The following is a 20356-nucleotide window of genomic DNA, read 5'->3' on the forward strand; positions in this document are numbered from 1 at the left end:
AAAACCCCCCCACCAACCACCCCGGGGCGGCGAACCCCCCCGCGGGCGCCCCCCCCCCCCCCCCGGCCCGGGGGGGGGGGGGGCCCCGCCCCCCCGGGGGGGGGGGGGGCCCCCCCCCCCCCCCCCACGCCCCCGGCCTGGTGAGGACCATGACCACCGAGACCACGCGGCCGACGACTCCCCCTCAGGTCCGGCCGTTGGGCGAAGCGCTCGACGGGGCCCCGATGTCCCGCCTGCACGTCCTGTTCTGGCTGCTGGCCGGACTGGGCGTCCTGCTCGACGGCTTCGACTTCTTCGTCATCGGTGTCGCCAACCCGCTGGTGGCCCACGACTTCCACGTGAGCGCGGCGCAGAAGGGCCTGCTGTCGGCGGCCGCCATCGTCGGCTCGGTCGTCGGGGCCGCGCTGCTGGGGCCGCTCGGGGACCGGGTCGGCCGGCGCCGGATCTTCCGGGTCGACCTGTGGATGTTCGTCGTCTTCTCGCTGCTGTGCGCGGTCGCGTGGGACATCTGGTCGCTGATGGCGTTCCGCTTCGTCCTCGGTGTCGCGATCGGCCTGGACTACCCGATCGCCGCGAGCTACCTGGCGGAGATCCTGCCCGCGAAGAACCGCGGCCGGTGGCTGGTGGCCGCGTTCAGTCTGCAGGCCGCGGGGATCCTGCTGGGCGCGGTGGCCGGGGTGGTGATCCTGGAGATCTGGCCCCGGTCCGGCTCCTGGCGGATCCTGCTGGGGTTCGGGGCGCTGCCGGCGCTGGTCATCATCTGGCTGCGCCGGCGGGTGCCGGAGAGTCCCCGCTGGCTGGCCCAGAACGGACAGGACGCGGCGGCCCGCGAGGTGGGCGAGGCGCTGACCGGCACGCCGGTCGCCGTGACCGACGCCGACCGGGCCAGGCAGGAGCCGCCGCCCGAGGGGATCCGGGCGTTCATCCAGCCGCGGCTGTTCGCACCCCGCTGGCGCAGGCGGACCGTCTTCTCGGCGGCGCCCTGGTTCCTGATGGACATCGCGACGTACGGGGTGGGCATCTTCACCCCCACCCTGCTGGCGTCGATGTCGCTGGCCGGCGCGAACACCACGTTCATCGCCGACGACATCGCCTCGACCACGGGCACGGCCCTCCTGGACGTCTTCCTGGCCGTCGGCTTCGCCCTGGCGATCGTGCTGGTCGACCGGGTCGGGCGGGTGCCGTTGCAGCTCACCGGGTTCGCGGTGATGGCCGTCGCGCTGTGCGCGCTGGCCCTTGCCGACCGGCTCCCGGGCGGCGCCGACGCCCACCTCGGCATGGTGGCCGTCGGCTTCGCGCTGTTCAACACGTTCATGAACCTGGGGCCGAACGCCACCACGTTCACGCTGCCCGCCGAGGTCTATCCCTCCGAGATGCGCACCGCGGGCCACGGCTTCGCGGCCGGCTGCGGCAAACTGGGCGCCGCGCTCGGGACGTTCCTCTTCCCCGTCCTGCTGGCGGGCGTCGGGGCGAGCACCCTGCTGTTCGGGGTGGCCGTCACCTGCGCCCTGGGCTTCGTGATCACCTATGCCTTCCGGGTCGAGACCCGCGGCCGCTCCCTCGACGAGTTGTCCGGCGCCCAGACCGCCGCGGTCGCGCCCCGCCTGACACCACCCTGAGCCGGCCGCGGACACCGCACCGCTCCGGGCCGGTGGGCGGCCGGGCCGGTGGGCGGCCCGCACGCCGTGCCGGGCGCGGTCACGGCCGTTCGGCACCCGGCCGGGGCCCGGGGGACGGGGTGCGCGCCTGCCGTGCGGCCAGCGCCAGGAGTTCGTCCACCGCCCACTGGTCGTAGGCGTGCTCGCCGTACTTGACGGCGAGCACCCGGCCGTCCGGGGCGACGAGGAAGTCGGCGGGGAGGCCGAGCCGGCCGCCGTGCGGGCGGTTGGCGGGCAGGCGTTCTCGGCCGCGGACCACGTGCCACGCGCCGCTCACCACGGCGCGGACGATCGGCCCCCAGACCCGCGGGGTCAGCAGGGCGCGGGGCGACTGCTCCACGCCGAACTCCCGGTACAGCCGCTTGTCCGGGTCGGCGACGACGGCGAACGGCAGGTCGGCCGCGTGCGGCCGCAGTTCGTCGGCGGGCGAGTGGAAGACCACCACCTCGCGCACACCGGCGGCCACTATCTCGTCGTGCCGCCGCACCACCGAGCGCAGATGCAGGTTGCAGACCGGGCAGCCGGCGAACCGCCGGAACTGCAGGTGGACGAGGTGGTCGGGGTCGGGGACGGGGACGAGGTCGCCGGAGACCGCGGCGAGACCGCGCCCGGGCACCGTGGAACCAGGGGTCATCGGGTTACGGGACGTACGCATGACTGCTCCCCTCCGTAAGCGTACGGCATACGCCTACCAGCGTAAGCGTATGCCGTACGCTGTCAACCGCCATGCCACGACCGCGCTCTCTCGCCCCCGACCAGCTCGCCTCGGCCGCACTCGCCGTCCTCGACCGCGAGGGACTCGCCGGGCTGTCGATGCGGGCCGTCGCCAAGGAACTCGGCATGAGCACCATGGGGCTCTACCGGTACGTACGGGACCGCGGGGAACTGGAACGGCTCGTCGTGGAACTGGTCCTGGAGGCCGTGGACACCGAGCCGCCGGACCCCGCCGCCGCGTGGCGGGAACGGATCACGGTCCTGGTGCGGCGCATGCGCGACACCGTGGGCGCGCACCCCGCGGTCGTCCCGCTGGTCATCGCCCACCGGCACCACTCCCTCGGGGTGCTGCGCTGGTCGGAGACGGTGCTCGTGGTCCTCGACGAGGCCGGGGTGGTGGGCGAGCGGCGGGTCGTCGCCCTGCGCGCCCTGCTCGCCCACCTCACCGGGGCGATCCAGCTGGAACACCTCGGACCCCTGGCGGGTCCGGGCACGGCGGCCATCTCCGCGCTGTCGCCCGACGACTTCCCGCACATGGCCGAGACCGCCCGGGCCGCCCAGGCCGTCGACCCGGACCGGGAGTTCCTGGGCGGGCTCGGCATGCTGCTCGACGGCCTCGAGGCATCCGGCGGCGCCGACGGCACCGGCGGAGTCAGCCGTTGATCACCCGGTCCACCACCAGGCTGTCGCTGACCTGCTGAAGCTTGACGAGCCTGCCGTCCCGGACCGTCCAGACGTGCACGAACCTGGCGTCGGCGCTCGCCCCCCGCCTGCCCACCGCGTGGTAGTGCCCGAGGGCGAAGACATGACCGTCCCCGTCCGCGAAGTACTCGTCGCCCACGGGGTAGAAGGTCTCGAAGTTCTCCATCAGCGGCCCGAAGAAGTCCCGGCCCACGCTCTCCGGGCCGTGGTAGACCCGGCCGCCGGGAAAGCCGGGGGTGATGTCCCAGACGAGCTCCGGGTCCATGACCTCCTGGAAGACCTCCGGCGCCACCCTGGACTCGTAGAAGCGGCGGACGAGGGCGATGTTCTCGGACGCGGACATGGTGTGTGCTCCTCCGGCGAAGACCGACGCCTGATCAGGGACGGGCCTGTATCAGACCGCGGGAGGGCGGCCACGGCCGGGAGAAACGCCGTCCGCCGGGCACGGGCACGGTCACGCCCCGGACCGTGAACAGCCACCGCCGGGCGCCGCCGTCGGCCGCCACCGCCAAGTGCCGCCGGGTGCCGCCACCGCCGAGTGCCGCCGCCCGGTGCCGTCGTGGACCGCTGTCGTGCGACGCCATCGCCAAGGGGGTGTGCGCGTGGATACGGTTGATCGTGAGCCGCCTTCCGCAGGAGCCGTCGATGCCAGCCGAGCCGTCCGTACCAGCCGTGCCGCCCGCGAACCCGCTGCCCGGGCCGCGCTTCGCCGTTCTCGGCGCGGGCACCATCGGGTGCCATGTCGGCGGCCATCTGCGCGCCGCCGGGTACGACGTGACGTTCATCGGCCGGCCCGCCGCCATGGAGGTGCTGCGCGAGCGGGGGCTGACCCTCAGCACCTCCGTCCGCCCGCCGGTCCGGCTCGCGCCGGAACTCCTGACGCTGGCCACCGGCCCGGAGGGCGCCGCCGGCGCCGACTACGTGCTGGTCACCGTGAAGTCCGCCGGCACCGCGGCCGCCGCCCGGGAACTCGCCGCCCACCTCGCCCCCGGCACGGTCGTGGTGAGCTTCCAGAACGGGCTGCACAACCCCGCCACCCTGCGCGCCGCACTCCCCGGGCACACCGTGCTGGCCGGGATGGTCCCCTACAACGTGGTGCAGTCGGAGCCGGGCACCGTGCACCAGGGCATGCCCGGCCGGCTGATGACCGAGCCGGACGACCGGCTCGTCTCCGCCCTGCGCACCGCGCACCTGGCCGTGGAGGCCCGTGCCGACATGCCCGAGGTGCAGCACGGCAAACTGCTGCTGAACCTCAACAACGCGATCAACGCCCTGTCCGGGCTGCCCCTCCGCGACCAGCTCGGCCGGCGGTCCTACCGCCGCTGCCTCGCGCTGTGCCAGCGGGAGGCCCTCGCCGTCTACCGTGCCGCCGGGGTCACCCCGGCCCGCCTCGGCCCCACCGCGCCCGGCGTCACCCCCTACGTGCTGGGGCTGCCCGACGGCCTCTTCCGGCGGCTGGCGGGGGCGACCCTGCGGATCGACGCGCACGCCCGCTCCTCGATGTGGGAGGACCTGCAACGCGGCCGGGCCACGGAGATCGACTCCCTCCAGGGCGAGATCGTCGCCCTGGCCGCCGCCCACGGGCGCCGCGCGCCCGCGAACGCCCGCCTCGCCGACCTGGTGCGGGCGGCGGAGGCCGCGCCGCGCACCTGGACGGGCCCGGAGCTCTACGCCGAACTGCGCGCCGCACGCTGAACGAGCCGCACCCGCCAGGCGCCGTGGACCGGGCGAGGCGGGCCGTGCGGCCGTCGCGCGGACACGCCATGGCCGCGCCGGGGCCGTACCGGGCCGTGGCGGCGCGATCATGTGGCCATGAGCCTTGACTTCGACGTGTTCGTGGCACAGCCCAAGCCGGTCCCGAGCGCGGTGCCCGGCTTCGAGGAGGCGGTGGGCCCGGCGACCTGGCCGCCGAGCACCTCGACCCTGATCGGCGACGACGAGGGCACCCTGCTGGTCGACTGTCTGATCACCGTGCGGGAGGGGCGGGAGCTGGCCGAATGGGTGAGGGCCCACGACCGCGAGCCCGACCACGTCTACATCACCCATCCGCACGCCGACCACTTCCTCGCGCTGTCGGAGATCCTCGAGGCGTTCCCGCGGGCCAGGCCGGTGGCGCTCGCCGACTCCGTGCCCGCCATGCGGGAGCAGATCTCGCCGGGATACCTGAGGGTCTGGGGCGGCTTCTTCCCCGGTGAGCTGACCGGGTCGCCCGTCGCGCCGGGACCGCTGGCGGGCACCACCATCCCGGTCGGCGCCGCGACGGCCACGGTCATCCCGGTCGGCACCACCGACACCGGGCACTCAAGCGTCGTCCACGTACCCGCGCTGAGTCTGGTGGTCTCCGGCGACGTCGCCTACAACCGGACCCACATGTGGCTGGCGGGCTCCACCCCCGGCACCCGGGCCGACTGGGCGCGGGCCCTGGACACCGTGGCGGCGCTGGAGGCCGACACGCTGATCGCGGGTCACCGCCACCCCGCGGCCCCCGACGACGACGCACGCCGCCAGATCGACGAGAGCCGCCGCTACCTGGCCGACTTCGAGACGGCCCTGGCGGACAGCTCCACGCCCGGTGAACTGATCGACAGGATGACGGCCGCCCATCCCGACCTCGCCAACCCCTACACCCTGTGGGTCGCCGCCCACGACCTGCTCGGCGCCCGGGGCTGACACCGCGCAGCCACCGCCGGCGCGGCCGGTACGCCGAACGGACGGACGGCGTGGCGAGCGCGGACCGACCGGCCGTCTCGCGCCAGGCCGAGACGGCCGACGGAAATCTGCCACGGCGGAGCCACATCTCCGGCGGCGCCGGAGTTAGGGTTGCGGTGCGACGCGGATGGCGCCGGATCCTCCGGAGACCGGTGCCAGGCCCGCCCGGGCCCTTCGCCGCGTCCCCGAAACGAAGGTGTCATGCCCGCTGAGAACGCCCCGGTCGCCGGCAACCTCGACGATGACGACTACCCCGCCTACACCATGGGCCGGGCCGCCGCCGTTCTCGGTACCACCCCCGCATTCCTCCGCTCCGTCGGCGAGACAGGACTGATCGCTCCGTTGCGTTCGCAAGGAGGTCACCGCAGGTACTCGCGGCGGCAACTGCGCATCGCCGCGCGCGCCCGGGAACTGGTCGACCAGGGCACCCCCGTCGAGGCCGCGTGCCGGATCATCTCCCTGGAGAACCAACTGGCGGACGCCCTGCGGCTCAACAGGGAAATCAGCCGGAAGCTCGGTGCCCACGGCGGGCACGGCGCCCACGGCGGACAGGGCGGCCACGGCCCAAATATCTAGCATCGCCGGTACAGAATTACCCCCGACGGCGGCACTAGAATGCGCGTACGGCGCCGAAAACACATGGCCGCTTACAGCCTGCCTGTGTTAGCGTGATAGCAGTTGCAGTTTTGGTTGCCAGAGAAATCTTTTTCTTTGTAAAGCTTTCCGGATCATTCCGGAGGGGTGATCATCGCGGCGACTCGGCTTCGTAAAGTGCGGAGTCCGGCACTGCCCCTCAAGGGAGATTCAATATGGCATCTGGCACCGTGAAGTGGTTCAACGCGGAAAAGGGCTTCGGCTTCATCGAGCAGGAGGGTGGCGGCCCGGACGTCTTCGCCCACTACTCGAACATCGCCACCCAGGGCTTCCGCGAGCTTCAGGAAGGCCAGAAGGTGACCTTCGACGTCACGCAGGGCCAGAAGGGCCCGCAGGCCGAGAACATCGTTCCCGCCTGAAGCTGACGCGAACCGCTACGAGCCACTGGCTCGCGCGTTTTGAGGCTGGGGCCCGCGCTCTTGGGGTGCGGGCCCCAGCTTTTCTCTTTTTCCCCGGCTCATTCTTGTGATTCCTCGCGCGGTCTTCCGTCCGCCCAGGCGGAATTCCTCGATACGCCGCATCGAGGAAGGTCCCTCTTGAACCGCACCCGCCGCACCGGCGGCAATTCCGGCCGCCACCGCACGGACCGAACCGCCGCCCGCTCGGCAGGCGCCCCCTCCGGGAACCGCGTCCGATCCCAGGGATCGGGACACCAGACCCGGCGCCCCGCCACCGGCCGCCAGGAGTTCGCCCTGCCGGTCACCCTCACCGAGCCGCTGCCGCCCGTCGAGACCTTCGCCGAACTGGACATGCCCGAACGGCTGTCGGCCGCCCTGAACACCGAGGGCGTGACCGTCCCCTTCCCCATCCAGGCGGCCACCCTCCCGAACGCGCTGGCCGGCCGGGACGTCCTGGGCCGCGGCCGCACCGGCTCGGGCAAGACACTCGCCTTCGGCCTGCCTCTCCTGGCCCGCCTGGACGGGCGGCGCGCCCAGCCCAAGCAGCCGCTCGCCCTGATCCTCGTCCCCACCCGGGAACTGGCCCAGCAGGTCACCGACGCCCTCACCCCCTACGCGCGCGCCCTGCGGCTGCGCCTCGCGACCGTCGTGGGCGGCATGTCGATCGGCCGCCAGGTCAGCGCCCTGCGCGGCGGTGCCGAGGTGGTCGTCGCGACGCCCGGCCGCCTCCGGGACCTCATCGAACGCGATGCCTGCAGTGTGGACCAGGTCGACATCACCGTCCTCGACGAGGCCGACCAGATGGCCGACATGGGTTTCATGCCGCAGGTGACCGCGCTGCTCGACCAGGTGCCCACCGGCGGGCAGCGACTGCTGTTCTCGGCCACCCTGGACCGCAACATCGACCTGCTGGTCCGCCGCTACCTCCACGACCCCGTCGTGCACTCGGTCGACCCGTCCGCGGGCGCGGTCACCACGATGGAGCACCACCTGCTGCACGTGCGCGACGTCGACAAGGAGACCGCCGCCACCGAGATCGCCGCCCGGGACGGACGGGTGCTGATGTTCCTGGACACCAAGCACGCGGCGGACCGGCTCGCCAAGCGGCTGCTCGCCGTCGGCGTGCGGGCCTCGGCACTGCACGGCGGCAAGTCCCAGTCGCAGCGCACCAGGACACTCGCCCAGTTCAAGGACGGCCACGTCTCGGTCCTGGTCGCCACCAACGTCGCCGCCCGCGGCATCCACGTCGACGGCCTCGACCTCGTCGTCAACTTCGACCCGCCCGCCGACCACAAGGACTACCTGCACCGCGGCGGCCGTACCGCCCGCGCCGGCGAGACCGGCACCGTCGTGACTCTCGTCCTGCCGCACCAGCGACGGGCCGTGGACCGCCTGATGACGGACGCCGGGATCACCGCGCGTGCCGTCCAGGTCCGCCCCGGTGAGGACGAACTGCACCGCATCACCGGCGCCCGCACCCCCTCGGGCGTGCCCGTCACCCTGGCCCCACCGGCCACCGACACACCCCGCGAGGGCGCACGCCCCGCCGGCCGCGGCCGTGGTCGGGGACGTGGCCGCGGAACCCGCTCGTCCGCCGCCCGGACCCGCCGTGGCACCTCACGGACCGACTCGTAGCCACTCGCAGCACTCGTAGCCGAAGGAGGACCAGCCGCCCCCGGCCGGAGCATGGGGACGGTTCCCGGCGGACCGGCCCAACCAGGCTCGTGTCCCGCCCGGCCCGACCGCCGGACCGCTTCCCGGACGTGTCCCCCTCCCCGTGATCGACGACCACCGACACACCTCGGGCGTTCTCGCCCTCACCCTTCGACAGCCGTCCGAAACCCCGTCCCCCGCCGCGCCCCGCGGTCGCTCTCTGAGGAGGCATCCATGCGTGTTGTCATCGCCCGTTTTCCCTTCGACCTGACCAAGAGCGAGGTCGAGCAGTCGATGAGCAGCCACACGCCGGAAACCGTCACCGGCGTCAGCGTGACCATCGACAGCCGCGTCTACCCCGTGATGCAGGTCGGGGAAGTCATCACCCGGCAGAACCGTCGTGACTTCACGGCCCTCGAAATGCGCCGCGCGCTGACCCGGCTCGGTTTCACCTGCCACGACGCCCGTCCGGTGACGCCGGTCCAGGAGACGCGGGCGGACGAGGACATCCTCGGCTGGTGACGCTCTCCGGACCGCCGTGAGTACCGAGCGGTACGCCGGACTGGGCGGTACGCCGGAGTGAGCCGTTCGTGGGTTGGGCGGCCGCGGATGTGGCACTCGGATCCTGAGCGGGCCGGACTCCGGCCGGTGCGGCCGACGGTTCGGCCACGTGCCGCGGACCGCGCTGACCTGAGCGACCCGATCAGCCGGTTGTCGCCGCGGGGCTGCCCGGCGACAACCGGTCGCCCGCGTGCGGGGGTCCGGCGTGCAGGGCACGGTGTGCGGTGCCCCGCCGTGCGGGCGGCCCCCGGGATGCCCGTGGGATGTCCGTGGGAGGTCAGGCCTCCTTGGCGATGAGTTCCTCCGCCACCCAGTGCGCGACCCCTTCCGGGAACGGGGCCGGCAGGCCCAGGACGATGTGCCGGAAGCCGGCCTCCAGTGCCTCGGCCATCGCCGCGCGGGTCGTCTCCGGGCGGTCGTAGGAGACCGGCAGGTGGACGGAGCGGATGATCTCCGCGGGGTCGCGCCCGATCTCCGTGCAGTACCGGTCCAGGAGGGCGCTGCGCCGGACGCAGTCCTCGATGTCGCCGCCCGGGATGTTCCAGAGGTCGGCGTGTTCGGCGGTCACCCGCAGGGCCGCCGCCGACCGGCCCCCGATCAGGATCGGGGGGTGGGGACGCTGGACCGGTTTGGGGTTCGCGAAGGCGCCGGTGAGCTGATGGTGGCTGCCGTGGAAGTCGAAGGGTTCCGCTGCCGTCCACAGACGGCGGATCAGGGCGCAGGCTTCGGCGAGACTCTCCACGGCCTGCGCGGGAGGAGTGAAGGCCAGCCCGTGCGCCGGGTACTCGCGCCGGGCCTCCGGCGGATGCGGCCGTGAGCCCACGCCGATCCCGAAGTCGAGCCGGCCGCCGGAGACGATGTCGACGGTGGTGGCGATCTTGGCCAGCACGGCGGGCGGCCGGAAACGGTTGCTGGTGACCAGGAGACCGAGGCGCAGCCGTCGCGTCTGGGCGGCCAGGGCGGACAGCAGTGTCCAGCCTTCGTGCACCGGGCCGTCGGGATCCCCGCCGATCGGCATGAGGTGGTCGAACAGCCACGCGTGCTCGATCCGCGGGATCCCGTCCGCCTCTCGCCAGACGCGCAGGACGTCCTCGTACGACACGTGCATGGGGGCGGTCATGATCCCGAAGCGGGGCGGGGTCGTGATGGTGGATGTCATGGGATGGCCTCTCTGCCGTCGGTCAGCGGCGGCGCAGTACCGGGTCGAGGAGGGCGGGCGGGGTGTCGTGCTTCTCGTGCGCGGCCAGGTCGGTGCCGGGGGCGACGATCGCGTCGACCGCGTCGAGGACGTCGGCGGAGAGCACGGTGTCGGCGGCGGCCAGCTGCGACTCCAGGTGGCCCAGGGTGCGGGGGCCTATGAGGGCACTGGTGACGGCCGGGTGCGCGGTGACGAAGCCGAGCGCGAGCTGGATCAGGGTCAGCCCGGCTTCCTCCGCCACGACGGCGAGCCGCTCCACGGCGTCGAGCCGTGCCTGGTTGGCGGGCAGGGCGAGGTCGAAGCCCTCGGGACGGAGCGTGGACCGGCTGGTGGTGATGGACCGGCCCCTGCGCACGGCCCCGGAGAGCCACCCCGAGGCCAGCGGGCTCCAGGCCAGCACGCCCATCCCGTACTCCTCGGTCACCGGCAGCACATGGGCCTCGATGCCGCGCTGGAGGAGGGAGTAGCTGGGTTGCTCGGTGACGTAGCGGCTCAGGCGGTGCTCGTGTGCCGTCCACTGGCCCTGGACGATCCGGTAGGCGGGGAACGTCGACGAGCCGAAGTAACGGATCTTCCCGGCGCGTTGCAGATCGGTCAGCGCCGAGAGGGTCTCCTCGTCGCTCGTGGCCGGGTCCCAGCGGTGTATCTGGTACAGGTCCACGTGGTCGACGCCGAGCCGCCTCAGGCTGTTCTCCAGCTCCGTGACCAGCCAGCGTCGTGAGCCCCCGCGGTGATTGCGCTCGTCGCCCATCGGCAGGCCCGCCTTCGTGGCCAGCACGATGTCGTCACGGCGGCCGGCGATCGCCTTGCCGACCATCTGCTCCGACTCGCCCTGGCCGTACATGTCGGCCGTGTCGATCAGGTTGATCCCGGCGTCCAGCGCCGCGTCGACGATCGCCGTCGCGTCCTGCTGCGTGGTGCGGCCGATCGCGCCGAAGTTCATCGCGCCCAGCGCCAACGCGCTGACCTGCACACCGGTACGGCCCAAGGTGCGGTACTGCATGACCTGGTCTCCTTCACGGACGTATGAGAATGACTGAACCCACAAGCGGGACGATGTCCCGTTTCATGTCTCCGACGATACGGAACGCTGTCCCGTTTAGCAACGCCCCGATAGGGTGACAGCGGAGAAGGCACCCGACGCGGGACGGTCGACGGCGGCCGCCGGACGACCGCCGACGGCAGACGGCAGACGGCAGACGGCAGACGGTCGGAGATGAGGGACGGTCGATGAAGGACGAGGAGCAGGCGGTCCGGCCCCGCCGGGCGGACGCGCGGCGCAACGAGACGACCCTGCTGGAGGCCGCCGCCGCGGCGTTCGTCGCGGCGGGCGTGGAGGCACCGGTACGCGACATCGCGGCCCGGGCGAGCGTCGGCACGGCGACGATCTACCGGCACTTCCCCACCCGCGCGGACCTGATCATCGCCGTCTACCGGCACCAGGTGGAGGCCTGCGCCGAGGCCGGTCCGTCGCTGCTGGCCGAAGCGTCCAGCCCCTACGAGGCGCTGCGCCGGTGGATCGACCTCTTCGTGGACTTCCTGGTCACCAAGCACGGTCTCGCCGCCGCCCTGCGCTCCGACCAGACGGGCTTCGACACCCTGCACGCCTACTTCCTGGACCGCCTGGTCCCCGTCTGTACCCGACTGCTCGACGCCGCGACCGAGTCCGGCGAGATCCGCACCGACCTGGCCGCCGTCGAACTGATGCGCGGCGTCGGCAATCTCTGCATCGGCGCGGAGAACGACCCCGGCTACGACGCCCGCCGGCTCGTCGCCCTCCTCGTCACCGGACTTGGCCGGGCATGAGGAACACTCGCTAGGTGTGCGGCAGCCCGATCGGGAACGGCGGCGGACCGACGGCACGCCCTCGGCCGGCGAACCGCTCTCGGACCGCGGTGACCGACAGGGAAATTCCGTGGCACCGGCGCCCGGGCGGGCGGAGACTCGCGCCATGGCCGACATGAGGACGTTCCGCGACGCGGTCGCCGACTGGGCGGGCGGCGCGAGCGGTGCCGGCGGTGCGGGCGGGGACGGCGGTGGCCCCGGCCGGGATTCGGCCGTGCGGCTGAGGGACCGGCTGGGCGTGCGGGTCGCCGTGCTGCTCGAAGGACCGAGCGACGTCGCCGCCGTGGACGCGCTGGCCGCGCGGCGCGGGCGGGACCCGGCCGCCGAGGGGGTGTGCGTTCTGTCGATGGGCGGGGCGATGAACATCGGACGCTACGCCCGCCTGCTCGGACCACCCGGCCTGGGGCTGCGGCTGACCGGGCTGTGCGACGAGCGGGAGTGGCCCTACTACGCCCGTGGCCTGGAGCGGGCGGGTGCCACGCAGCACGGGTTCTTCGTCTGTGCCGCCGACCTGGAGGACGAGCTGATCCGCGCGCTCGGGCCGCCCCGGGTCACGGAACTCATCCGGGCCGAGGGCGACGCGCGCCCGCTGAACACCTTCCTGAACCAGCCCGCCCAGCAGGGCCGCACCCCGCAGCAGCAACTCCGCCGGTTCCTCGGCACGAAGAAGGGGCGGAAGATCCGTTACGGCCGGGTCCTGGTCGAGGCACTCGGCCCCGACCACGCGCCCGCACCGCTCACCGGCCTGCTGGACGCCTTCTTCGACGGCCCGTCCGGCGGTCCCACGGCCCTGTCGGACCCGTCTGCCACCCTCAGGTCATGGAGACGACTCTGCAGCTGACGATCGACTGCGCCGACCCGCGGCGGCTGGTGGCGTTCTGGAGCGAGGCTCTGGGTTACGTGCCGGAGCCCCCGCCCTCGGGCCACGCCACCTGGCGGGCGTACTGGGAAGCCGCCGGGGTGCCCGAGGAGGAGCTGCCCGACGGGGCGGGCGACGTCCCGGAGTCGATCGTGGATCCCGCCGGGCGGGGGCCCCGGGTGTGGTTCCAGCTCGTTCCCGAACCCAAGGCCGCCAAGAACCGGATCCACCTCGACCTGAAGGTGGGCGGCGGACGCGAGGTCCCCCTGGCGGTCCGCACGCGGCGGGTCACCGCCACCGTGGAAAGACTGGTCGCGGCCGGCGCGGGCGTGCTCCGGGTCACCGACGAGCCGGACGCGGGGTCCTACGCCGTCCTGCTGCAGGACCCCGAGGGCAACGAGTTCTGCGTCGTCTAGAAGTCGTCCAGAAGTCGTCCAGAACCGCCACGCCGGTGGCGAGGGCGGCCGCTCAGTCGGCCAGGACCGCGCCGAAGTAGGGGCGGTCGCCCAGGCCGAGCTGCTGACCCGTGTGGAGTGTGGAACCGGTGCCGGTGGGGCCGGTGGCGGTGCCGGGGAGGTAGTAGAGGCGGCCGGCCTCGTCGGCGGAGGCGATCAGTTCGGCGCGGCCGTCGTGGGTGAAGTCACGGAGCAGGACGGAGGCGCCGAACCAGGCGCTGTCGCCTTCTCCGGGTTCGCCCGCGACACCGGGGGTCCTGACGTCGTACTGGCGGGAGCCCTTTCCGGTGAGGCCCGTGGTGCCGCTTCGCAGGACGGTGACGGCGCCGGGGTAGAGGCCGCCGGTGGTGAACTGCTCCGTGGGGACGCCCACCGCGAGGTCCGGGTAGCCGTCGTTGTTGACGTCGCCCGCCGAGACGTCGTATCCGAAGTAGTCGGGGGACTCGCTGGTGCCGGGCACTCCGGTGGTGTTCTGGGTGATGGTCCTGACGGTGGTGCCGGGGCCCGCCGAGGTGCCCTTGAGGATGTGGACGGCGCCGCCCTTGCCGGAGCGGGGGACGCCGATCGCGAGGTCACCGTAACCGTCACGGTCGAAGTCGGCGATGGCGGCGCTCGCGTGGGTGTCGTCGGCGGAGGCAGGCAGGCCGATCTTGCGGGGCGGGGCGGTGGGGCCGCCCGAGCGGCCGCGGTAGAACCAGACACGGTTGGTGCGGGTGTCCAGGTCGTAGCCGAGGACCGCGAAGTCGGCGATGCCGTCCTTGGTGACCTTGCCGGAGACGACGAGGTCCGGCTCGATGTTCTCGCCGTCGACGGGGTCCAGGTTGGTGGCCTTGCCGTGTCCGCCGGTCTTGGTGAAGGGGCCGCGCTCCACGTACACGTAGTCGCTGGTGACGGCCACGACGTCCGGCCGGCCGTCCCCGGTGAAGTCGCCGACCGCGACGTCCTTGGCGAAGTCGCAGGCCTTGCAGCCCGGGCTCGCGAAGGACGTGCCGTTCGTGAGCCCGGACTTGGAGCCCCACAGGATGGTGAAGGTGCCGTGGTAGGCGCCGTCGTCCTCGCCTGGAGCGGTCACGACGACGTCGCCGTAGCCGTCGCCGTTCACGTCCGCCGCGGTGACCTTCGTGCCGAAGAAGTCGTCCGTCTCGGCGGTGCCCGCGATGTACGGGGTGTTCTGGGTGATCACCGAACGCTTGGCGAAGTCGGGGCCGTGGGCGGTGCCCCAGACGACGACCACCGCCCCGGCCTCCTTCTTGCCGCCCACGGTGGCGGTGCTGTCGCCGAGGACGAGATCGCGGTGGCCGTCGCCGTTGAAGTCGTCCGGGAACTTCGCGGTGGCCGCGGCCGCCGGCGCGGTGAGCGCCAGCGGCGTCAGCCCGGAGGCGAACAGCGCGGCGGCGAGCAGAACGGTACGCGTACGCAAGGGGTCCCCCGTGGGTCGGTCCAGACCGGGTGTGGTGCCGTGGCAATGCCAAGACCTCCGGAGGGGGGCCGGGGTTGTACGGGAACGGGGTGAACTCCTGTGGCTGACGGGTCGCCTACCGCCAGGAACGGGCGAAGCGGGCGAAGGTGCGGCTGAACTGCCAGGTGTCCTGGGCGATTCCGGAGCAGGAGTTGGCACCGCCGGTGCCGACGCAGCCGCCGTTGTCGCGCTGGAGCGCCCAGAGGGAGAGGGTGTCGATGCCCCGGGCGACGGCCCAGCGCTCGACGTCCACGGCGTTCCGGGTGGTGAAGGTCTCCTCGGGACCGTAGTCGTCGATGCCGGGCATCTCGGTGACGCCGACCATGCCCCACAGCTCCTTGGAGCTCTTGTGCGGGTGGAGGGCGGCCAGTTGTGCGTGCAGCCCGTCGGCCGCGGTCCTGGTGTCGGCGGCCATGTCGTGGGTGGCGCCGTCGTAGTAGTCGAAGGTCATGATGTTGACGACGTCCACGCGCGCGTGGTGGGTGACGGCGTTCTGCAGGACGGCCAGGCCGCTGGGCGCCAGGCCCTTGGTGGTGGTCGGCAGGGTGTAGGAGAACTGGAGCGGGCGGCCGGTGCGGTCGGCCCACCGTTCGGCCTTGGCGATCGCCTGGTTGCGGCGGTCGACCCCCGCCGTGTCGGCGAGGGAGTCCGCCTCGATGTCGAGGTCGATGCGGGAGATGCCGTACGTCGTGACGAGGCTCTCGTACACCCCGGCTATGGCGTCCACGTCGGTGCAGCTGTCGGCGAGTTCGGTGCCGGTGGTGTCGGCCGCGTAGCCGCCGAAGGAGGGGATGGCGTTGCCGCCGCGGGCCTGGAGGGCGGTGATGTCGGCGCCGAACGCCGACCGGCCGATGGGTGTGGTGGCGTCGCCGTTCCAGTCGGCGGCGCAGGAGCCGGCGGCGGGCGTCTGGAGGAAGGCGAGGGTGAGGTACTTGTTGCCGGACTCGGCGGCGAGCGCGGCGGGGCTCTCTCCGGTCCAGGCCTCGAAGTAGGGGGCCGCGACCCGGGCGGGCATGGGCTTCGCGGTGTGGTGCGGGGAGGCGTGCGCGGCGCCCGTTCCGAGAGCAACGAGCGCGGTGGACAGGGCGGTTGCGGTCAGGGCGGCCTGCAGTGCACGAGTGCGTCTCATGGACGCCCATAGTTGGACTAGACCAATTGACTGTCAAGGTTCTTTGCGATCCCCAGACCCGACCGTTCGCTACGGCGCCAAGTGACGTACCTCTCCGGTCAGTTCCGGTCTGGAATTTTCATGCGAAGATTTGAGCCGACCATAAGAGAGTCATTAAGGTCTGTTACCCGAACCTCTGCTCGGAAGGAGATCGCCTCCGTGGCGTTCCACCGTCGTCCCAAGCAGCCGAGCCGTGCTCGGGTCACCGTGCTCACCACGGCCGCCGCTGCCGCCGTGGTCCTCTCCTCGCAGGCGGCCGAGGCCGCGCCCGCCGCCAAGCCCAAGAAGGACGAGGTCAAGTCCCGCGTCGACAAGCTGTACGAGCAGGCCGAGCAGGCCACCGAGAGGTTCAACGGGGCCAAGGAGAAGCAGGACAAGCTCCAGAAGCAGATATCCGCGCTGCAGGACTCGGTCGCCCGTGGTCAGGACGACCTGAACGAACTGCGCGACGGCATCGGCTCCATGGCCACCGCCCAGTACCGCAGCGGCGGCATCGACCCGTCGCTCCAGCTGTTCCTCTCCGCGGACCCGGACGACTACCTGGACAAGGCGTCCACGCTGGACCAGCTGAGCGGCCAGCAGGTCGAGACGCTGAAGAAGATCCAGGCCAAGCAGCGCGAGCTGGCGCAGCAGCGGGCGGAGGCCACCGGCAAGCTCAAGGACCTGGCCGCCACCCGCACCGAACTCGGCGCGAAGAAGAAGGAGGTCCAGGCCAAGCTGGCCGAGGCGCAGAAGCTGCTGAACAGCCTCACCGCCGCCGAGAAGGCCGCGCTCGCCGCCGAGCAGGACCGCGCCAGCCGCTCCTCCAGCGAGCGGGTGGACCTCGGCAACGCCACCTCCGCCACCGGCCGGGCCGCCGCCGCCTTCGCCGCCGCCCAGTCCAAGATCGGCACCCCGTACGTCTACGGCGCCACCGGTCCGTCCTCCTTCGACTGTTCGGGCCTGACCTCCTGGGCCTACGCGCAGGCCGGGGTCTCCATCCCGCGCACCTCCGAGTCCCAGACGACGATCGGCACCAGGATCTACTCGACGTCCGGGCTCCAGGTCGGCGACCTGGTCTTCTTCTTCAACGACCTGCACCACGTGGGCCTGTACGCGGGCGGCGGGCAGATCCTGCACGCCCCGCGTACCGGCACGGTCGTCCGTTACGAGTCGATGAGCACCATCGGCGGACCGTTCATGTTCGGCGTCCGCGTCTGAATCGGCGCCCCGGGGGAGCGCGGCGAACCGCGGGTCCGTCGTGGTTCGCCGCGCAGTTCCCCGCGCCCCTGAAAGGCGGGGGCGCTTGTCAGCCCTCTGTCTCGGGGCGGCCCGCCGTCGCCCAGTGGGTGTGGAAGGACCCGGCGCGGTCGATCCTGCCGTACGTGTGCGCGCCGAAGTAGTCGCGCTGGCCCTGGAGGAGGGCGGCCGGCAGGCGCGGTGACCGCAGGGTGTCGTAGTGGGACAGGGCCGCCGAGAACGCCGGCACCGGAATGCCCCGGCGGGCCGCGGAGGCGACCGTCTCCCGCCACGGCACCTGCGCGTCGGCCATCTCCCGCGCGAACTCCCGCTCGGCCAGCAGGCTGACGAGGTCCGGGTCGGCCCGGTAGGCCGCGCGGATCCGGTCCAGGAAGGACGCCCGGATGATGCAGCCGCCCCGCCAGATCCGGGCCACCGCGCCCAGGTCGATCTTCCAGCCGTACTCGGCGGCCGCGTCCTGGATCATCGTCATGCCCTGGTCGTAGGCGATGACCTTCGACGCGTACAGGGCGTGTTCGACGCGGGAGGCGAAGCGGTCGGCCTCGGTCGCGCTGAGCGGGGGTGTGGTGCCGCCCGGCAGCCCGGCGTAGGCGGCGCGCAGTTCGCGGCGGCCGGAGGCGGCCCGGGCGAAGGTCGCCTGGGCGATGGCGGTGACCGGCGAGGCGAGGTCCAGCGCGGTCTGCACGGTCCAGCGCCCGGTGCCCTTCTGCCCGGCCGCGTCGGCGACGACGTCGACGAACGGCTCGCCGGTGGCGGCGTCCACGTGGGCGAGCACGTCGGCGGTGATCTCGATGAGGTACGAGCCGAGCCGGCCGCCGTTCCACTGGCGGAAGATGTCCGCGATCTCGGCGGGTTCGTACCCGCCGACCTGGCGGAGCAGGTCGTACGCCTCGGCGATGAGCTGCATGTCGGCGTACTCGATGCCGTTGTGGACCATCTTCACGAAGTGCCCGGCACCGTCCGCTCCGACGTGCGTGGCGCACGGCTCGCCGCCGACCTTGGCGCTGATGTCCTCGAACATCGGCCCGAGGACGGCGTACGACTCGGCGGAACCGCCGGGCATGACCGACGGCCCGCTGAGCGCGCCCTCCTCGCCGCCGGACACCCCGACCCCGACGAAGTGCAGGCCCTTCGCGCGCAGGGCGGCCTCGCGGCGGCGGGTGTCGGCGAAGTGGGCGTTGCCGCCGTCGATGACGATGTCACCGGGTTCCAGGAGCGGTACGAACTCGTCGATGACGGCGTCGGTGGCGGCACCCGCCTGCACCATGATCATGATTCGCCGGGGGCGTTCGAGGGCGGCGACGAAGTCCGCGGCGGTCTCGGCCCCGACGAACGTGCCCTCGTGCCCGTACTCGTCGACCAGGGCGCGGGTGCGGGCGGGCGTGCGGTTGTGGACGGCGACCGGGTAGCCGTGCCGGGCGAAGTTCCGGGCCAGGTTGCGGCCCATCACTCCGAGGCCGGTCACGCCGATGGCTGCGGATGCGTGCACGGGGGACTCCGATCTGCGGACGAACGCTGTCCCCGCAAGTACGGTCGGAGCGGGGGCCGGTGTTCAGTTCCCGGTCATGGTCAGGACGATCCGCCGGCCGGGCTCGACGGGTGCGGTCCAGGCCTCCTCGACCTGGGACAGCGGCATCGGCAGGGCGTCGGCGGTGAGGGTGCCCCGGGTGAGTTCGGTGATCAGGGAGGGCAGTTCGGCGACGATCCCGCGGGCGGTGACCGAGCCCTGGCCGCTGCCCATGAGCCGCAGGTTGGCGGCGCGCAGCGCGGCGGACGGCAGGGTGATCTCCGGTCCGGCCAGGGAGCCGATCTGGATCCAGTCCAGAGCGGCGCTGCGGTCGGTGCGCCGGGTCAGCACGGCCGGGAGGGCCCGCTCGGTGGGCTCGCCCCAGGTGTAGTCGAGGACGACGTCGACGTCCGCGGCGGCCTCACCGAGCCGGGCGAAGGCCTGGTCCGGGTCCCCGGCCAGCGGGACCACGTCGGTGGCGCCGAGGCCGGGGAGCAGTTCCAGCCGTCGCGGGTCGCGGCCGGCGGCGACGATCCGGGCGGCGCCGAGGTGCCGGGCGATCTGTACGGCCATCCGGCCCGCGTTGCCGGTGGCGCCGAGGACCAGAACGCTCTGCCCGGACCTGAAGGTGATCCGGCGGCGCAGTGCCACCCAGGAGGACATCGCCGGGTTCATGGCGGCGGCGACGGTCACCGGGTCCGCGTCGGCGGGGAGGGCGACGGACCGGCGGGGGTCGACGAGGGCCCGCTCGGCCATGGTTCCCGGACCCTCGTCGCCGGCGACGAAGTAGACGAGGTGCCCGTCGGGCAGCCTGCCCACGCCGTCGACGCCGGGGACCAGGGGGAGCCGGCCGTCGCTGGTGTAGTGCGTACCGTCGGCGCCCGAGCGCACCCGGGGGTGCAGGCCGGCGGCGACCATCTCCACCAGCAGTGTGCCCTCGGCGGGCTCGGGAGCGGCGAACTCCTCGAACCGGGGGGCTCGGTCGAACGAGTGGACCACGGCTGCGTGCATGACGACCCCTTCCAGATTTAGTACGTGACACCAATTAAATTAGTTCGTGTCACGTACCGAGTCAAGTGGTTGGCGCCACGTACTAATCCTCGTAGGATGACTGCCATGTCGGACGAACCGGAGAACGTGACGGACCTGGGGATCGTGGACAGCCTCGCCCAGCTGTCGTTCCTGGTGCAGGCCGCGCTCGGCGCGGTGGCGGCGGAGCACGGCCTGTCGGTCGTCCAGCTGCGGCTGCTCGGCGTGCTGCGCGACCGCACCCCCGGCATGCAGGAACTCGCCCACCACCTGGGCCTGGACAAGTCGTCCATGACCGGCCTGGTCGACCGCGCCGAACGCCGGGACCTGGTCCGCCGGTCCCCCTCACCGCACGACAAACGCAGCACCCTCGTCTCGGTCACCCCCGAGGGGCGGAAGCTGATCCGGCGCTGCGAGGCCGAGGTCGAGCGCGCGATCCGGGAACTCACCGCGCACCTCACCGACGACCAGCGCGGCACGCTCTCCCTGCTCGCCAGTGCCCTGGTCGGCCACCACACGCCGATCTGACCGCCGGACCCGAACGGGCG

The 20356-nt window shown here is 72.7% G+C and carries 21 protein-coding genes; 13 read left to right on the forward strand and 8 right to left on the reverse strand.

Annotation, left to right across the window (positions count from 1 at the left end):
* The first annotated feature begins 149 nt into the window (after positions 1 to 149).
* Positions 150 to 1619, forward strand: coding sequence for an MFS transporter (locus ACFY3I_RS22750; protein ID WP_390862242.1), 1470 nt, complete (start codon positions 150 to 152; stop codon positions 1617 to 1619).
* Positions 1620 to 1698: 79 nt separating this feature from the next.
* Here ACFY3I_RS22750 and ACFY3I_RS22755 read toward each other — a convergent pair whose 3' ends face one another.
* Entirely contained in the window at positions 1699 to 2313 is a 615-nt protein-coding gene (locus tag ACFY3I_RS22755; RefSeq protein WP_390862244.1) for a peroxiredoxin-like family protein, read from the reverse strand.
* Positions 2314 to 2384: 71 nt separating this feature from the next.
* Here ACFY3I_RS22755 and ACFY3I_RS22760 point away from each other — a divergent pair, with 71 nt between their 5' ends.
* Positions 2385 to 3035 carry a TetR/AcrR family transcriptional regulator gene (locus ACFY3I_RS22760; RefSeq protein WP_390862245.1) on the forward strand — a complete coding sequence of 217 codons (651 nt, stop codon included), beginning with the start codon at positions 2385 to 2387 and terminating at the stop codon, positions 3033 to 3035.
* Here the strand turns inward: ACFY3I_RS22760 and ACFY3I_RS22765 are convergent.
* The gene (locus ACFY3I_RS22765) at positions 3025 to 3417 is read right to left on the reverse strand and encodes a nuclear transport factor 2 family protein (RefSeq protein WP_390862246.1); all 393 of its coding nucleotides are present in this window, start codon (positions 3415 to 3417) and stop codon (positions 3025 to 3027) included. The genes ACFY3I_RS22760 and ACFY3I_RS22765 overlap by 11 nt on opposite strands.
* A gap of 302 nt (positions 3418 to 3719) precedes the next feature.
* Between ACFY3I_RS22765 and ACFY3I_RS22770 the strand changes: the two genes are divergently transcribed.
* From ACFY3I_RS22770 to ACFY3I_RS22795, 6 genes are all read left to right on the forward strand, one after another.
* Positions 3720 to 4769: a 2-dehydropantoate 2-reductase gene (locus tag ACFY3I_RS22770; RefSeq protein ID WP_390862248.1), complete on the forward strand. Its 1050-nt coding sequence runs from the start codon at positions 3720 to 3722 to the stop codon at positions 4767 to 4769.
* Between the two features lie 117 nt (positions 4770 to 4886).
* A complete protein-coding gene (locus ACFY3I_RS22775; RefSeq protein WP_390862250.1) occupies positions 4887 to 5744 on the forward strand; it encodes an MBL fold metallo-hydrolase in 858 nt (285 codons plus the stop codon).
* Between the two features lie 240 nt (positions 5745 to 5984).
* Positions 5985 to 6359 carry a helix-turn-helix domain-containing protein gene (locus ACFY3I_RS22780; RefSeq protein WP_390862252.1) on the forward strand — a complete coding sequence of 125 codons (375 nt, stop codon included), beginning with the start codon at positions 5985 to 5987 and terminating at the stop codon, positions 6357 to 6359.
* 233 nt (positions 6360 to 6592) lie between these two features.
* The gene (locus tag ACFY3I_RS22785; protein ID WP_031482971.1) at positions 6593 to 6796 is read left to right on the forward strand and encodes a cold-shock protein; all 204 of its coding nucleotides are present in this window, start codon (positions 6593 to 6595) and stop codon (positions 6794 to 6796) included.
* 177 nt (positions 6797 to 6973) lie between these two features.
* The gene (locus tag ACFY3I_RS22790; protein ID WP_390862254.1) at positions 6974 to 8470 is read left to right on the forward strand and encodes a DEAD/DEAH box helicase; all 1497 of its coding nucleotides are present in this window, start codon (positions 6974 to 6976) and stop codon (positions 8468 to 8470) included.
* 252 nt (positions 8471 to 8722) lie between these two features.
* Positions 8723 to 9010 carry an SCO5918 family protein gene (locus ACFY3I_RS22795; RefSeq protein ID WP_365292980.1) on the forward strand — a complete coding sequence of 96 codons (288 nt, stop codon included), beginning with the start codon at positions 8723 to 8725 and terminating at the stop codon, positions 9008 to 9010.
* Positions 9011 to 9326: 316 nt separating this feature from the next.
* On the opposite strand, the gene ACFY3I_RS22800 is transcribed toward ACFY3I_RS22795, so the two are convergent.
* Positions 9327 to 10208 carry an LLM class flavin-dependent oxidoreductase gene (locus ACFY3I_RS22800; RefSeq protein ID WP_390862256.1) on the reverse strand — a complete coding sequence of 294 codons (882 nt, stop codon included), beginning with the start codon at positions 10206 to 10208 and terminating at the stop codon, positions 9327 to 9329.
* Positions 10209 to 10230: 22 nt separating this feature from the next.
* A complete protein-coding gene (locus tag ACFY3I_RS22805) occupies positions 10231 to 11250 on the reverse strand; it encodes an aldo/keto reductase (RefSeq protein WP_390862258.1) in 1020 nt (339 codons plus the stop codon).
* A gap of 227 nt (positions 11251 to 11477) precedes the next feature.
* Here ACFY3I_RS22805 and ACFY3I_RS22810 point away from each other — a divergent pair, with 227 nt between their 5' ends.
* From ACFY3I_RS22810 to ACFY3I_RS22820, 3 genes are all read left to right on the forward strand, one after another.
* The gene (locus tag ACFY3I_RS22810) at positions 11478 to 12053 is read left to right on the forward strand and encodes a TetR/AcrR family transcriptional regulator (protein ID WP_390862259.1); all 576 of its coding nucleotides are present in this window, start codon (positions 11478 to 11480) and stop codon (positions 12051 to 12053) included.
* A gap of 145 nt (positions 12054 to 12198) precedes the next feature.
* A complete protein-coding gene (locus tag ACFY3I_RS22815) occupies positions 12199 to 12933 on the forward strand; it encodes a TOPRIM nucleotidyl transferase/hydrolase domain-containing protein (RefSeq protein ID WP_390862261.1) in 735 nt (244 codons plus the stop codon).
* Entirely contained in the window at positions 12912 to 13367 is a 456-nt protein-coding gene (locus tag ACFY3I_RS22820; protein ID WP_390862263.1) for a VOC family protein, read from the forward strand. The genes ACFY3I_RS22815 and ACFY3I_RS22820 overlap by 22 nt, the downstream gene beginning before the upstream one ends.
* Before the next feature lie 52 nt (positions 13368 to 13419).
* Here the strand turns inward: ACFY3I_RS22820 and ACFY3I_RS22825 are convergent, their stop codons facing one another.
* Both ACFY3I_RS22825 and ACFY3I_RS22830 read right to left on the reverse strand, forming a co-directional pair.
* Positions 13420 to 14826 carry an FG-GAP and VCBS repeat-containing protein gene (locus ACFY3I_RS22825; RefSeq protein ID WP_390862265.1) on the reverse strand — a complete coding sequence of 469 codons (1407 nt, stop codon included), beginning with the start codon at positions 14824 to 14826 and terminating at the stop codon, positions 13420 to 13422.
* Between the two features lie 115 nt (positions 14827 to 14941).
* A complete protein-coding gene (locus ACFY3I_RS22830; RefSeq protein ID WP_390862267.1) occupies positions 14942 to 15994 on the reverse strand; it encodes a chitinase in 1053 nt (350 codons plus the stop codon).
* Between the two features lie 198 nt (positions 15995 to 16192).
* On the opposite strand from ACFY3I_RS22830, the gene ACFY3I_RS22835 reads away from it, so the two are divergent.
* Positions 16193 to 17233: an NlpC/P60 family protein gene (locus tag ACFY3I_RS22835; RefSeq protein ID WP_390862269.1), complete on the forward strand. Its 1041-nt coding sequence runs from the start codon at positions 16193 to 16195 to the stop codon at positions 17231 to 17233.
* 88 nt (positions 17234 to 17321) lie between these two features.
* On the opposite strand, the gene gndA is transcribed toward ACFY3I_RS22835, so the two are convergent.
* Both gndA and ACFY3I_RS22845 read right to left on the reverse strand, forming a co-directional pair.
* Positions 17322 to 18761: an NADP-dependent phosphogluconate dehydrogenase gene (gene gndA, locus ACFY3I_RS22840; protein WP_390862270.1), complete on the reverse strand. Its 1440-nt coding sequence runs from the start codon at positions 18759 to 18761 to the stop codon at positions 17322 to 17324.
* 63 nt (positions 18762 to 18824) lie between these two features.
* Positions 18825 to 19790 (reverse strand): zinc-binding alcohol dehydrogenase family protein, encoded by a 966-nt coding sequence (locus ACFY3I_RS22845; protein WP_390862272.1) that lies wholly within the window; start codon positions 19788 to 19790, stop codon positions 18825 to 18827.
* A 105-nt stretch (positions 19791 to 19895) separates the two neighbouring features.
* On the opposite strand from ACFY3I_RS22845, the gene ACFY3I_RS22850 reads away from it, so the two are divergent.
* Entirely contained in the window at positions 19896 to 20336 is a 441-nt protein-coding gene (locus tag ACFY3I_RS22850; protein ID WP_390862274.1) for a MarR family winged helix-turn-helix transcriptional regulator, read from the forward strand.
* Positions 20337 to 20356 lie beyond the last annotated feature (20 nt).

Origin of the sequence: Streptomyces sp. NPDC001068 (assembly GCF_042897315.1) — a bacterium.
Classification (GTDB): Bacteria; Actinomycetota; Actinomycetes; order Streptomycetales; family Streptomycetaceae; genus Streptomyces.

Bases quoted from the DNA above. Each gene is read 5' to 3' on its own strand.
- ACFY3I_RS22755 (WP_390862244.1), bottom strand. From the start codon at position 2,313: ATGCGTACGTCCCGTAACCCGATGACCCCTGGTTCCACGGTGCCCGGG.
- ACFY3I_RS22830 (WP_390862267.1), bottom strand. From the start codon at position 15,994: ATGAGACGCACTCGTGCACTGCAGGCCGCCCTGACCGCAACCGCCCTG.
- ACFY3I_RS22750 (WP_390862242.1), top strand. From the start codon at position 150: ATGACCACCGAGACCACGCGGCCGACGACTCCCCCTCAGGTCCGGCCG.
- ACFY3I_RS22815 (WP_390862261.1), top strand. From the start codon at position 12,199: ATGGCCGACATGAGGACGTTCCGCGACGCGGTCGCCGACTGGGCGGGC.
- ACFY3I_RS22770 (WP_390862248.1), top strand. From the start codon at position 3,720: ATGCCAGCCGAGCCGTCCGTACCAGCCGTGCCGCCCGCGAACCCGCTG.
- ACFY3I_RS22800 (WP_390862256.1), bottom strand. From the start codon at position 10,208: ATGACATCCACCATCACGACCCCGCCCCGCTTCGGGATCATGACCGCC.
- ACFY3I_RS22795 (WP_365292980.1), top strand. From the start codon at position 8,723: ATGCGTGTTGTCATCGCCCGTTTTCCCTTCGACCTGACCAAGAGCGAG.
- ACFY3I_RS22810 (WP_390862259.1), top strand. From the start codon at position 11,478: ATGAAGGACGAGGAGCAGGCGGTCCGGCCCCGCCGGGCGGACGCGCGG.
- ACFY3I_RS22820 (WP_390862263.1), top strand. From the start codon at position 12,912: ATGGAGACGACTCTGCAGCTGACGATCGACTGCGCCGACCCGCGGCGG.
- ACFY3I_RS22780 (WP_390862252.1), top strand. From the start codon at position 5,985: ATGCCCGCTGAGAACGCCCCGGTCGCCGGCAACCTCGACGATGACGAC.
- ACFY3I_RS22765 (WP_390862246.1), bottom strand. From the start codon at position 3,417: ATGTCCGCGTCCGAGAACATCGCCCTCGTCCGCCGCTTCTACGAGTCC.
- ACFY3I_RS22845 (WP_390862272.1), bottom strand. From the start codon at position 19,790: ATGCACGCAGCCGTGGTCCACTCGTTCGACCGAGCCCCCCGGTTCGAG.
- ACFY3I_RS22775 (WP_390862250.1), top strand. From the start codon at position 4,887: ATGAGCCTTGACTTCGACGTGTTCGTGGCACAGCCCAAGCCGGTCCCG.
- ACFY3I_RS22760 (WP_390862245.1), top strand. From the start codon at position 2,385: ATGCCACGACCGCGCTCTCTCGCCCCCGACCAGCTCGCCTCGGCCGCA.
- ACFY3I_RS22805 (WP_390862258.1), bottom strand. From the start codon at position 11,250: ATGCAGTACCGCACCTTGGGCCGTACCGGTGTGCAGGTCAGCGCGTTG.
- ACFY3I_RS22850 (WP_390862274.1), top strand. From the start codon at position 19,896: ATGTCGGACGAACCGGAGAACGTGACGGACCTGGGGATCGTGGACAGC.
- ACFY3I_RS22785 (WP_031482971.1), top strand. From the start codon at position 6,593: ATGGCATCTGGCACCGTGAAGTGGTTCAACGCGGAAAAGGGCTTCGGC.